This is a genomic window from Amycolatopsis sp. PSD-21 (assembly GCF_055561455.1).
Genome location: NZ_CM145712.1, coordinates 9,109,806 through 9,122,011, shown reverse-complemented (window position 1 = coordinate 9,122,011; position 12,206 = coordinate 9,109,806). Strand labels below are relative to the sequence as shown.

Sequence of the window (12,206 nt, the reverse complement as noted above, 5' to 3'; positions counted from 1 at the left end):
CATGGGCACGGCGAGGCAATCGGAGGATGCCATGTTCTGGAAGATCGTCGGCGGGCTGATCCTGGCTTGGGTGGCCTTCATGGTGCTCGGATCCGTGCTCGGTTTTCTCGTGAAGGCCGTCTTTTGGATCGCCGTCATCGGCGGTGCGGTCTTCCTCGGCACGGCCGCGTACGGCGCCATCAAGGGCAAGGGCACCCCGAAGCAGCTTCGCCGTTAAGGCTTACGCGCCACCCCGCCGAGCGACGTGAAGTTCACGGGCGAAAGCGGGGTGAAGCGCGGGCCGTCCGGCCACCACAGGTGCGGATACGTCAGGCCCGGCTCCATGAGATCGAGTCCCTCGAAGAAGGACTCGATCTCTTCGCGCGTCCGGTACAGCGTGTCCAGCCCTGTGCCGTTGAAGCGCTTCTCGAGTGCGGTCGCGACGTCGGCCGCTTCGGTGCCGTCGGCGGGATTGTGCTGGTGCAGCAGCGCGACGAACGAGCCCGGCGCCAGCGCGTCGACGTAGGCGCGGACGATCTTCCGCGCCTCGTCGAGATCCTGGATGTGGTGGACGATCGCGCACAGGATCAGCCCGACCGGCCGGTCGAATTCCAGCCGGTGGGTGCGGGCGAGCTCCTCGATGACCTCGGCCGGTTCGGTCAGGTCGGCGGCGGTCATATGCGCGAAGTCGTTCGCCGCCAGCAGTGCGCGGCCGTGCGCCTGCACCACCGGATCCCGGTCGACGTAGACGACCTGGGCCTCGGGGTTGTACCGCTGCGCGACCTGGTGCGTGTTGTCCATGGTCGGGAAGCCGGAGCCGAGGTCGAGGAACTGGTCGATGCCTTCGCGGTCGGTCAGGTAGCGCACGGTACGGACCAGCCAGTGCCGGACCTCCTTGGCCATGGCCCGCGCGTCCGGTGAGATCTCCAGGATCTGGCGCAGCGCCACCCGGTCGGCCTCGTAGTTGTCCTGGCCGCCCATTAGTGCGTCGAAGACCCGCGCGATGCTCGGCCGGTCGAAATCGACGGGCACGAACGGGCGTCGGTCCACGGACATGGGCACCTACCGGGGGTGAATCGGTTTGGACTGGTTCAGCGTAGGTCATCCGCTTCACCGCGCGTAAGCGGATGAGCGGCGAGGGTGAATTATTCCTCCGAAGAGCCGAAGCCGGATTTCGCCGTGGTCACGCCGACCCAGCGTTCCGCTCGCATCCCGACCGCCCGTGCTCCGTCCACATTGGACTGACGGTCGTCGAAGAACAGGCAGTCGGCCGGTTCGGCGCCTAGTTCGGCGAGCAGGATCCGGTAGATCTTCGCGTCGGGCTTCATGCAGCCGAGATCGCCCGAAAAGAGCTTCACGCGGAACAGCTTCGCCCATTCCTGCTCGCGCACCCAGCGGCCGAAGGTGGTCGACGCGTTCGAGAGCAGCGCGAGCGCCGCGCCCGCTTCGTGCAGCCCTTCCAGCAGTTCGAGGACGTCCGGTTCGAGGTGCGTCCAGCCCTCGACGTCGATGGCGGTCAGCTCGTCGGAGAACGCCTTGTCGACCGGGACGTCCAGCGCGCGGCCGATGCTCTGCCAGTACTCGAGGTCCGTGCCGCCGGAGTCGTACCGGATCCGCTCGGCCCAGTAGTGCGGCTCGAAGTCGGCGACTTCGAGTCCGAACGCCTTGGCCAGGGTCGGCAGCGCGTCGGTGTGCTCGCTGATGACGTCGCCGTAGTCGAAGACGATCCAGTTCATGTTCAGCCCCCGGTCTTGATGCGTTGAAGGGTTTCTTCGATGTCCGCCGCGGAAAGGTCCCGGTGTGCCACGAACCGGATCCGGCCCGAGCTCGGCAGCGTCAGGATCCCGAGGTCCGCCAGCCAAGCCAGCCGTCCTTCGAGGTCCGGCGCGGCCACCTGCACGATGTTGGTCTCGGGAGCGTTGACCTCCCAGCCGTGCTCCGCGAGCCCGGCCGCGAGCCGTGTCGCGTTCTCGTGCGTCTCGGCGAGGCTGTCGACGCGGTCCAGGGCGACCATGCAGGCCGCGGCCAGCACGCCGCCCTGACGGACACCGCCGCCGAGCATCTGACGCATCCGCCGCGCCTTCTCGACGAACTCCTCGCTGCCGGCCACCACCGAGCCGACGGGCGCCCCGAGCCCCTTCGAGAAGCAAGCCGAAACGGTGTCGACACCGACCGTGAGCGCCGCGGGCGGGATCCCCAGCGCGACCGACGCGTGCCAGATGCGGGCGCCGTCGAGGTGCACGGTCAGCCCGGCCTCCTTCGCCACCGCGACCAGCTGCGCGTGCTCGTCGGGCGGGGTGACCGCGCCACCGGCCGTGTTGTGCGTGTTCTCCAGGCACAACAGCGGGGTGCGCAGCGCGTAGTACGGCCCGCGCGGGACGCCGATCGCGGCCGAAAGCGTTTCCGGCGTCGGGCGGCCCGGCCCGGCGTCGTGCTCCAGCGGCTCCGGCATACCGCCCGCTAGCCAGGCGGCGGAACCGAGTTCGTCGGTGATCACGTGTGAGCCGCGCGGCGCGAGGAACCGGTCCCCGCGCTGGAGATGGATGCTCAGCGCGATCAGGTTGGCCATGGTCCCGCTCGGTGTCCAGAGCGCGGCGGGCATGCCGAGGAGTTTCGCGGCACGCCGTTCCAGCGCGCCGACGGTCGGATCGCCGTCGAGGACGTTGTCGCCGACCTCGGCCTTCGCCATGGCCTGGCGCATGACGTCGTCCGGCCGGGTCACGGTGTCGGAGCGGAAATCGATCTGCGGAAGGGAGCGCGAGGTCACGGTACGATCACATCACATCGACCGGCCTGCGGTGAATCTCCTCCCCGGCTGGTCCGCCGCGCCCGCTCATGCAACCGTGGACGCCCCCGGTTCCGTCCTACCCACCGACGAGGCAAGAGCGGAGACAAAACCCGCGTGAACCAGCGCGACGAACAAGAGTTCGCGGAGTACTTCGCCGCGAAGCGGGACGCCGTGCGCAGGACCGCGTACATGCTCTGCGGTGACTGGCATCGTGCGGACGACCTCGCGCAGACGGCGTTCGTCGCGCTGCACCGGAGGTGGAAGAAGATCAGAGAACGGGCGGCGACCGACGCCTACGTACGGAAGACCCTGGTCAGGGCGGCCATCGACGAATCGAGGCGGCCGTGGCGGCGGGAGTGGCAGACCGAGGAGCTGCCCGAACCGCCGCAGGACGGCTTCGACCTCGGCGAGCAGGTCGTCACCAGGGAGGACCTGCTGGCCGCGTTGCGCGAAGTGCCCCCGAAGCAGCGGGCCGTGCTGGTGCTCAGGTTCTTCGAGGGCCTGGACGTCGGTGCGGCGGCGAAGGCGCTCGGCTGCAGCGAAGGGAACGTGAAGAGCCAGACCGCGCGCGGGCTGGCGAATCTCAGGCAGGTCATGGAGAAGGAGGAGGTGGCACGGGATGGACGAGAATGACCTGAAGGCGTTGTTCCGTGACGCCCCCGGCGACGCGCCGTCGCCGACCTTCGACACCGCCGACGTGGTCCGCGCCTCCAAACGCGCCACTGCTCGACGCCGAAACGGTATCGCGGTGGCCTGTAGTGCTTTGGTTTTGGTCTTGGCCGGAGTGGGCATGTTCGGCGTGCTCGGCGGAACCGAGCTCCAGACGGGGAGCGCGGCCAAATCCGAGAACGAAGCGGCTTCCGCGGGGCAACCCGGGGCGGCGTCCGTACGTCCTCTTGACAGCGGGGACCCCTCGAACTTCTCGAACCCGCCGCCTCAGCAGGGGGGCGACGGGCCAGAGAGGACCGGCCAGAAGACGGCCGAAGGCACCTACGGGTGCGACCAGGTGGACCGGGAGCTCGCCACCGCCCTCGCTGGCGAGCTCCCGGTCCCCGTGGATGTCGCCAAGTCGACGCCCGGCGACCTCTGTACGACGGGAGCCAGGTCCGCGGGGTTCCAGGTGCCGGGCGGCACGGTCTCCGCCGCGGTCTTCCCGGCCGGTTCGGCCGTCCCGTCGCTGCCCACCGGGGCGGCCGAAGCGCGCCGGACCACCGCCAAGGGATCGCTCGTGGTCGTGGTGAGCCTCGGCGACGGCTCTGGCAGGCCGGCGCTCCCGGACTCCGACGTCGACAGGCTGGTCGGCGTCCTCGCCGCCCGCTACTAGCCGAGCTGGCAAAATAGCCCGGCATGACCGCAGCAGCGACCACACCGAAGGGTGAGCGACGCCGGGCCGAACTCATCGAGGCCGCCGCGTCGTTGCTGGCCGAGGGTGGGTTCGACGCCGTGCGGCATCGTGCGGTCGCCGAACGCGCGGGGCTGCCGCTGGCGTCGACGACGTACTACTTCGACTCGCTCGAAGAGCTGGTCACCGCCGCGGTGGAGCATCACGCGAAGGTGGAGTTGGAGACCGGGCGGCGACGCCTCGACGAGCTGGCGACCCGCAACCGCGGTGTGGAGGCCACGGTCGACCTGGTGCTGGACATGCTCCTCGGCCCGCTTCGCCCGGATCGTGAGGCAGACGCCGAAGCGGTGCTCCTGCGCTACGAACGTCTCGTCGGGACGGGCCGCCGTCCGTACCTTCGACCGCTGATGCGGACGCTGTCCGCGCAGCTGTACGAACTGCTCCACGAGATCTTCGCGCGCTCCGGCACGCCTGTGGACAGCACCGAACTGGAGCGGTTGGTCGCCCTGGTCGATGGCGCCGTGGTCAACGCGCTGATCGAGGTCGACCCCGAGCCCCGCGCCGCCGCCGCCCGGATGCTGCAGGCCGCCCTCGCCTAGCGCCCGGTTAGTCTGGCCGCGTGACGGACAAGCCCCGCATCCCCAACGTGCTCGCCGGCCGCTACGCCTCGCCTGAGCTGGTCGAACTCTGGTCCCCGGAACGCAAGGTCGTACTTGAGCGCGAGCTCTGGCTCGCCGTGCTCCGCGCGCAGGCCGACCTCGGCGTCGAGGTGGGCGAAGGTGTCGTCGCCGACTACGAACGCGTGCTGGAGCAGGTCGACCTCGACTCGATCGCCGCCCGCGAGCGGGTCACCCGGCACGACGTGAAGGCCCGTATCGAGGAGTTCAACGCGCTCGCCGGCCACGAGCACGTCCACAAGGGCATGACGTCGCGGGACCTCACCGAGAACGTCGAGCAGCTGCAGATTCTCCGCTCCCTGGAGCTGATGCGGAGCCGCGTCGGCGCGGTGCTCGCCCGGCTGGCCGCGATCGCGGTCGAGCACTCCGACACGGTGATGGCGGGCCGTTCGCACAACGTCGCAGCGCAGGCCACGACGCTGGGCAAGCGCTTCGCCACCGCCGCGGACGAACTGCTGGTCGCCTTCGACCGGCTCGAAAACCTCATCGGCCGCTACCCGCTGCGCGGGATCAAGGGCCCGGTCGGCACCGCGCAGGACATGCTCGACCTGCTCGGCGACGAGTCCACTTTGGACGAACTGGAGTCGCGGGTCGCGGCCCACCTCGGCTTCGAGAACGTGTTCACCAGCGTCGGCCAGGTGTACCCGCGTTCGCTCGACTTCGACGTGCTGTCCACCGTCGTCCAGCTCGCGGCCGCCCCGTCGAGCCTCGCGAAGACGATCCGCCTGATGGCCGGCCACGAGCTGGTCACCGAAGGCTTCAAGCCGGGACAGGTCGGCTCGTCGGCCATGCCGCACAAGATGAACACCCGTTCGTGCGAGCGCGTCAACGGGCTCGCCGTCGTGCTGCGCGGCTACCTGTCGATGGTCGGCGAGCTCGCCGGCGACCAGTGGAATGAAGGCGACGTGTCCGACTCCGTCGTCCGCCGGGTCGCGCTGCCCGACGCGTTCTTCGCGCTCGACGGTCTGTTGGAGACCTTCCTCACGGTGCTGGCCGAGTTCGGCGCGTTCCCGGCGGTCATCGGACGTGAGCTCGATCGCTATCTGCCGTTCCTCGCGACCACCAAGGTGCTCATGGCCTCGGTCCGCGCGGGCGTCGGGCGTGAAACCGCTCACGAGGCGATCAAGGAGAACGCCGTCGGCGTCGCGCTCGCGATGCGGGAGCAGGGGCTCGCGGAGAACGACCTCCTCGACCGGCTCGCCGCCGACGAGCGCATCCCGCTCGACCGCGGTGAGCTGGACAAACTCCTCGCCGACCGGATCTCGTTCACCGGTGTCGCGCCGCGTCAGGTGGCCGCGATCGCGTCCCGCGTCGAGGGCATCCTGGAGCGTTTCCCGGAAGCGGCGAACTACTCGCCGGCACCGATCCTCTGACCGCGCGTGAAGGCCCCCTTCCCTCGGCTCAGCCGAGGGAAGGGGGCCTTCACGCGCGTTGTGAGCAGCCCCACCACGGGGTGTTCACAGAGTGAGACGAAGTTACTCGATCGGGCGAAATGCCTAATCTCGATCGCTGAACCCGGAGCGCCAGGCCGCCCATGAGGCGGCCTGGCGTGTTTGTATCGCGCCTTGCGCGCCGAACCCACGGAAGAAGCGATGAGATCCACGCTGTCGAAAATCGTCGCCGTCGTCACGGCCGGAGCGGCCACCCTCGCCCTCGCCGCCTGCGGCTCCGGTGACGCGGGTACGACCGGCCAGAAGCTGCGGGTCGGCACCCTGACCGACGCGCCGCCGTCCATCTACCTGGAGAACGGCACCTTCACCGGCTACGACAACGAACTGCTGCGCGACATCGCGAAGCGCGAGGGCTTCGAGGTCGAGTTCGTCGGCACCGAATTCGCCGGCCTGCTCGCCGCCGTCGCCACCAACAAGTTCGACATCGGCAGCTCCACGATCTCCACCACCGAGGCCCGCAAGAAGACCGTCGCGTTCAGCAACGGCTACAGCACCGGGTTCACCTCGATCATCACCAAGAAGGGCGCGGGTCTCAAGGACGTCGCCGCCTTCACCGGCAAGCGGCTCGGCGTCGTGCAGGCGTCGGTGCAGGACGACTTCGCGACCGGCAAGGTGCCCGGCGCCAACGTCGTCCGGTTCCCCGACTACAACGCCGGTTTCGCGCAGCTGAAGGGCGGCAGCCTCGACGGCTGGGTCGTGCCGAAGGACATCGGGCAGAAGTACATCGACCAGAACCCGGATCTGCAGCTGGAGTTCGGCTACACCGTCGAGACCAAGGACACGCCGTCCGCGTTCGCCGTCCGCAAGGACAACAAGGAACTGCTGAAGAAGCTCAACGACGGCCTCGCGAAGGCCGTGGCGGACGGCACCGTCGCCCGCCTGCACGCTCAGTTCTTCAAGACCGAGCCGCTGCCCAAGGAACTCGAACAGGGCGGCCCCGGCCTGCCCGTCCAGAACGCGGGGGTCTGAAAACCATGAAGAAAGCCTTCCTCGCCACGCTGGCCGCCGGCCTCGTCGCCGTGCTCGCCGCCTGCGGTGGTGGCGAATCCGCCACCGAGAAGACCCTGCGCGTCGGGACGCTGAGTGACGCGCCGCCGAACATCTATGTCGAGAACGGCAACTACACCGGCTTCGACAACGAGCTGCTGAAGGCCATCGCCGCCAAGCAGAACCTGAAGCTCGAATTCGCCTCGACCGACTTCTCCTCGCTGCTCGGCCAGGTCGCGAACAACCAGTTCGACATCGGCAGCTCGGCCATCGCCCAGACCGACGAGCGCAAGAAGAACGTCGACTTCTCCAGCCCGTACAACTTCGAGGTCATGAGCATCCAGACCAAGGACGGCTCGCCGATCACCGAGGAGAAGGGCCTGTCCGGCAAGCGGGTCGCGGTCATCCAGGCGACCGTCGGCGACAAGTGGCTCACCTCGACGGTGCCCGACGCGCAGGCCGTGCGCTTCCCGGGATACGCGCCGGCGCTGGCCGCGTTGAAGAGCGGCGCCGTCGACGCGTACATCCTCGACCAGGCGATCGCCGAGACGAACGTCAAGGAGAGCACCGACGCGAAGCTCAAGGTCGTCAAGTCCTTCACCACCGACGTGCCTCACGGCTTCGCGGTGAAGAAGGGCAACGCGGAGCTGCTCACCAAGATCAACGAGGGCCTGAAGCAGGTCATCGCCGACGGCACCTGGGTCAAGCTGCACGAGAAGTTCCTGCCGACGGCCCCGGTCCCGGACCAGTTCAAGGCGTGAGGATCACGATGAAGAAGTCACTCGCCGCCGTCGTCGGTGCAGCCCTCGTGGCGGTGTTGGCGGCGTGCGGCGGCGGCGATGGCGCGAGCGGCGACACGCTGCGCGTCGGCACGCTCAGCGACTCGAAACCCAACGCCTATCAGGAAAACGGCGTGTTCACCGGGTTCGACAACGAGCTGCTGAAGGCCATCGCCGCGCACCAGAACCTGAAACTCGAGTTCGTCTCCACGGAGTTCTCGACCCTGCTGAGCCAGGTCGCGAACGGCAAGTTCGACATCGGCAGTTCGGGGATCTCGCAGACCGACGAACGCCGCAAGACCGTCGACTTCTCGGCGCCGTACAACTACCAGTCGCTCGGTATCGAGGCCCGCGAGGGCACCGGTATCACCGACGAGAACTCTTTGGCCGGTAAGCGGATCGGGGTCGTGCAGGGCACGGTGTCGGACAGCTGGCTGGCGGCCAACGCGCCCGCCGCGCAGGCCGTGAAGTTCCCGCAGGACGCCGCGACGCTGGCCGCGCTCAAATCGGGCGCGATCGACGGCGCGATCTTCGACCAGGCGACCGCCGAGGACTACGCGGCGAAGAACCCGGACGCGAAGCTCAAGGTGGTCAAGGCGATCACCACGACCATCCCGCACGGCTTCGCGGTCAAGAAGGGCAACACCGAGCTGGCTGGCAAGATCAACGCCGGACTCAAGGCGGTCATCGCCGACGGCACATGGGAAAGGCTGCACCAGCGGTTCGAGCCGAACGCGCCGGTGCCCGCGGAGTTCAAGGCCGGGCAGAAGTAAGTGGACGATTTCCTCAACACCTTCCTGAACTGGGAGTACATCTGGGAGGTCTTCCCGGACCTCCTCGGGACCGGCCTGCTGAACACGCTGATCCTGTCGGTGTTCTCGGCGCTGATCGGCACCGTGCTCGGCATGCTGCTGGCCACCATGGGCCTGTCCAGCAAGGCGTGGCTGCGCTGGCCCGCCCGGGTGTACACCGATATCTTCCGCGGCCTGCCCGCGATCCTGACCATCCTGGTGATCGGGCAGGGCGGCGGGATCCTCATCCCGTCGCTGTCACGGAATCCGTACCCGCTGGGCATTCTCGCGCTGAGCCTGATCGCCGCCGCCTACATCGGCGAGATCTTCCGCGCCGGTATCCAGAGTGTCGAAAAAGGACAGATGGAGGCCAGCCGCGCGCTGGGCATGAGCTACACCAAGGCGATGACGCTCGTCGTCATCCCGCAGGGTGTGCGGCGTGTGCTGCCCGCGCTGGTGAACCAGTTCATCGCGCTGGTCAAGGACTCCAGCCTGGTGTACTTCCTCGGCTTCCTCGCCGAGCAGCGCGACCTGTTCCGCATCGGGCAGGACCTCGCGGCGAACACCGGGAACCTGTCGCCGCTGGTCGCGGCGGGCGCGGTGTACCTGGTGATCACCGTGCCGCTGACGCATCTGGTCAACTACATCGACAAGAAGCTGCGCACCGGCAAGAAGATCCGGGTCGACGACGAGGGCGGCGAGCCGGAACTCCTGAACACCGGAAAGGTGCCGATGCCATGACCGCCGCCGTACGTTCATCGAGCGTCGAACTCCGCGACATCCACGTCTCCTTCGGCACCCTCGAAGTGCTGAAGGGCGTGAACCTCAAGGTCGAGAAGGGCCGTACGACCTGCATCATCGGCCCGTCCGGCTCCGGCAAGTCGACGCTGCTGCGCTGTGTGAACCGGTTGCAGGAGCCGGACTCGGGCGACCTGCTGCTGGGAGGCGAGAGCGTCATCTCATCCGACCCGGACGCGCTGCGCCAGCGGGTCGGGATGGTGTTCCAGCACTTCAACCTGTTCGGGCACCGCAGTGTGCTGGACAACATCACGCTGCCGCTGCGCAGCGTCCGCAAGCTCGGCAAGGAGGAGGCGGCGGAGATCGCGCACGCCCGCCTCGCCGAGGTCGGCCTCGCCGACAAGGCGCCGTACCGGCCGAGCGCGCTCTCGGGCGGGCAGCAGCAGCGGGTCGCGATCGCGCGGGCGCTCGCCATGGAGCCCGAGGTCATGCTGTTCGACGAGGCGACCAGCGCGCTGGACCCGGAGCTGGTCAAAGGCGTCCTCACCCTGATGGCGGGGCTGGCCGAACGCGGGCTGACGCTGCTCGTGGTCACCCACGAGATGGGTTTCGCGCGCGGCGTCGCCGACGAGGTCGCGTTCATGGACGACGGGAAGATCGTCGAACAGGGCGCTCCGGAGGCGATCTTCGACGCTCCGCGGAGCGAGCGGCTGCAGCGATTCCTATCTCAGGTGTTGTAGGGCGCCGCCGTTGCCCCGGGCCCGATCTGCGGGGTCTGTGGGGCCTGGAGCCGGTGTCGCGAAAGCCACTTTCGGGACATCAGAGGTCTCGAAAGTGGCTTTCGCGACATGATCACCATGCCTGGCCGCGGCCAATGTTGCGAAAGCCACTTTCGCAACGTTGAAGGTCTCGAAAGTGGCTTTCGCGACCCCCGGCCAAGCCCCAGCACCGGCGGTACCGAGCGCCTCGGGTTCTCGTGAGTGGCGATTCGGGTTCTAACCCGAATCGCCACTCACGACCACCTGTACCGACCGACTCCCGGCCGGACTCGTTAACCTGCGGTCATGGCGAGAGTGGCGAAACTGGTCTATTACCCGGTCAAAGGCTGCGCCGGGACGGCGGTCGAAACGGCCGACGTCACCCCGGCGGGGCTGAGGTTCGACCGTGCCTGGATGGTCGTCTCCCCGGAGGGCGAGTTCCGCAGCCAGCGCAAGCATCCGGTGATGGCCGCCATCCGGGCCGAGGTGGCCGACGACGGCGCCCGCCTGCGGCTCGCCGCTCCCGGCGTCGAAGATCTCCTGGTCGAGACGGTCACGGACGGCCCGCGGCACCCCGCCGCGACGTTCACCTGGCAGGGTAAGGGCGTCCATCAGGGTGACGAGGCCGCCGAGTGGTTCTCCACCGTGCTGGGCCTCCCGTCGGTGTTCGTCGGGCTAGCGCCGGAGCACGAGCGCGTCACCAACGGCGAGATCCCCGGCACCGCGGCTTTCGCCGACGCGCACGCGATCCTGCTGACCTCGGAGTCCTCTTTGGACGGACTGAACGAGCGGATCGCGTCGCGCGGCGCGGAGGCCGTGCCGATGGATCGCTTCCGGCCCAACATCGTCGTCTCGGGCTGGCCGGAGCCCCACCGCGAGGACGACGTCCGCTCGCTCACCGCCGGCGGTCTCGAACTCGGGTACGCCAAGGTCTGCATCCGCTGCACGGTGCCGATGGTCGACCAGGAGACCGGTGAGAAGGCCGGTCCCGAGCCGATCCGCTCGCTCGCCGACTACCGCCGCGAGCCCGAGGGCGGCGTCTCGTTCGGGATCAAGATGGCGGTGACCGGCCCGGGTCAGGTGTCCGTCGGCGACGAGGTGATCGTGCACTCCTGGGCGGGCCCCAGCCGGAGCACCTCCGACGCCGAACCGCCGTTCACGGCGACCGCGAGCCGTCCCGCGGAATCGGTGTAGAGCACGTTCCGGCCCGGCGGCACCGTGCCGAAGGTGTCGCCGACCAGCGCTTTCACCAGGACGTGTTCGCTGCTGACGGAGACCGTGCCCGCCAGCCCGGCCAGTTCGAGGTCGGCGGGGCTCGCGGCCAGCTGGACGTTGCCGAAGTGGTCGACCGTGAGCACTTCGGCCACCAGCTTGCCGGGGAACACCGCCACGAACGGATCCGGCAGGCGCACGAGGTCGTCGACGGGCGGCCCGAACTCCTCGGGGGCGACGCCGAGCGCGAGATGCGCCGCCGCGGGGGCGAAGACGTCGCGTCCGTGGAAGGTCGACGACGTCACCGGAAGGCGGTACTCCGGGGCCGCGAGTTCGTACGCCGCTATCACCCCGGTGAGTGTTTCGGCGGCGGGAATGAGAAGCCCGTTGTCCGGGCCGACGAGCATTCCGCGGTCGGTGACCACCACGACACCGCGCCGAGCGGTGCCGACGCCGGGGTCCACGACGGCGAGATGGACCGACTCCGGCAGATACGGCACGGTCTGGGCGAGTACCTCGGCGCCGGTCCTGACCTGCTGCGGAGGGATCTCGTGGCTCACGTCGATCACCCGTACGGACGGCGCGATCCGCGCGATCACACCGTGGCACGCGGCCACGAAACCGTCTCTCAGCCCGTAGTCGGTCGTGAACGAAACGCAGTGGATCGGCATGATCAGCCATCATCCTTGATCGCTAGGGTGCAG

At 68.6% G+C, this 12,206-nt stretch carries 15 protein-coding genes; 11 read left to right on the top strand and 4 right to left on the bottom strand.

The window, feature by feature from the left end:
* Positions 1–31: 31 nt before the first annotated feature.
* The gene (locus ACZ1DY_RS43035; protein ID WP_007032516.1) at positions 32–217 is read left to right on the top strand and encodes a hypothetical protein; all 186 of its coding nucleotides are present in this window, start codon (positions 32–34) and stop codon (positions 215–217) included.
* Here the strand turns inward: ACZ1DY_RS43035 and ACZ1DY_RS43030 are convergent.
* The 3 genes from ACZ1DY_RS43030 to ACZ1DY_RS43020 form a co-directional block, all read right to left on the bottom strand.
* A complete protein-coding gene (locus tag ACZ1DY_RS43030; RefSeq protein WP_257483362.1) occupies positions 214–1,035 on the bottom strand; it encodes an SAM-dependent methyltransferase in 822 nt (273 codons plus the stop codon). The two genes, ACZ1DY_RS43035 and ACZ1DY_RS43030, sit on opposite strands and share 4 nt — an antisense overlap.
* Before the next feature lie 89 nt (positions 1,036–1,124).
* A complete protein-coding gene (locus ACZ1DY_RS43025; protein ID WP_465483106.1) occupies positions 1,125–1,715 on the bottom strand; it encodes an HAD family hydrolase in 591 nt (196 codons plus the stop codon).
* Between the two features lie 2 nt (positions 1,716–1,717).
* Positions 1,718–2,746 carry a threonine aldolase family protein gene (locus ACZ1DY_RS43020; protein ID WP_465483105.1) on the bottom strand — a complete coding sequence of 343 codons (1,029 nt, stop codon included), beginning with the start codon at positions 2,744–2,746 and terminating at the stop codon, positions 1,718–1,720.
* Between the two features lie 135 nt (positions 2,747–2,881).
* On the opposite strand from ACZ1DY_RS43020, the gene ACZ1DY_RS43015 reads away from it, so the two are divergent.
* The 10 genes from ACZ1DY_RS43015 (at position 2,882) to ACZ1DY_RS42970 (ending at position 11,484) form a co-directional block, all read left to right on the top strand.
* Positions 2,882–3,400: a SigE family RNA polymerase sigma factor gene (locus ACZ1DY_RS43015; protein ID WP_257483359.1), complete on the top strand. Its 519-nt coding sequence runs from the start codon at positions 2,882–2,884 to the stop codon at positions 3,398–3,400.
* A complete protein-coding gene (locus ACZ1DY_RS43010) occupies positions 3,387–4,091 on the top strand; it encodes a hypothetical protein (RefSeq protein ID WP_465483104.1) in 705 nt (234 codons plus the stop codon). The genes ACZ1DY_RS43015 and ACZ1DY_RS43010 overlap by 14 nt, the downstream gene beginning before the upstream one ends.
* Positions 4,092–4,114: 23 nt before the next feature.
* Complete coding sequence (locus ACZ1DY_RS43005) at positions 4,115–4,708, top strand: TetR/AcrR family transcriptional regulator (protein WP_126736253.1); 594 nt, start codon at positions 4,115–4,117, stop codon at positions 4,706–4,708.
* 20 nt (positions 4,709–4,728) lie between these two features.
* Positions 4,729–6,159 carry an adenylosuccinate lyase gene (gene purB, locus ACZ1DY_RS43000; protein WP_465483103.1) on the top strand — a complete coding sequence of 477 codons (1,431 nt, stop codon included), beginning with the start codon at positions 4,729–4,731 and terminating at the stop codon, positions 6,157–6,159.
* 219 nt (positions 6,160–6,378) lie between these two features.
* Positions 6,379–7,206 (top strand): substrate-binding periplasmic protein, encoded by an 828-nt coding sequence (locus tag ACZ1DY_RS42995; RefSeq protein WP_465483102.1) that lies wholly within the window; start codon positions 6,379–6,381, stop codon positions 7,204–7,206.
* Positions 7,207–7,211: 5 nt separating this feature from the next.
* Complete coding sequence (locus ACZ1DY_RS42990) at positions 7,212–7,985, top strand: ABC transporter substrate-binding protein (protein WP_465483101.1); 774 nt, start codon at positions 7,212–7,214, stop codon at positions 7,983–7,985.
* A gap of 8 nt (positions 7,986–7,993) precedes the next feature.
* Entirely contained in the window at positions 7,994–8,776 is a 783-nt protein-coding gene (locus ACZ1DY_RS42985) for an ABC transporter substrate-binding protein (protein WP_465483100.1), read from the top strand.
* Positions 8,777–9,535 (top strand): amino acid ABC transporter permease, encoded by a 759-nt coding sequence (locus ACZ1DY_RS42980; protein ID WP_016338057.1) that lies wholly within the window; start codon positions 8,777–8,779, stop codon positions 9,533–9,535.
* Positions 9,532–10,272 carry an amino acid ABC transporter ATP-binding protein gene (locus tag ACZ1DY_RS42975; protein ID WP_037334665.1) on the top strand — a complete coding sequence of 247 codons (741 nt, stop codon included), beginning with the start codon at positions 9,532–9,534 and terminating at the stop codon, positions 10,270–10,272. Before ACZ1DY_RS42980 ends, ACZ1DY_RS42975 begins: the two co-directional genes overlap by 4 nt.
* A 324-nt stretch (positions 10,273–10,596) precedes the next feature.
* Positions 10,597–11,484, top strand: a complete 888-nt coding sequence (locus ACZ1DY_RS42970) for an MOSC domain-containing protein (protein WP_457959219.1) — start codon at positions 10,597–10,599, stop codon at positions 11,482–11,484.
* On the opposite strand, the gene ACZ1DY_RS42965 is transcribed toward ACZ1DY_RS42970, so the two are convergent.
* A complete protein-coding gene (locus ACZ1DY_RS42965; protein ID WP_257483352.1) occupies positions 11,367–12,173 on the bottom strand; it encodes an SAM hydrolase/SAM-dependent halogenase family protein in 807 nt (268 codons plus the stop codon). The two genes, ACZ1DY_RS42970 and ACZ1DY_RS42965, sit on opposite strands and share 118 nt — an antisense overlap.
* Between the last annotated feature and the right edge of the window lie 33 nt (positions 12,174–12,206).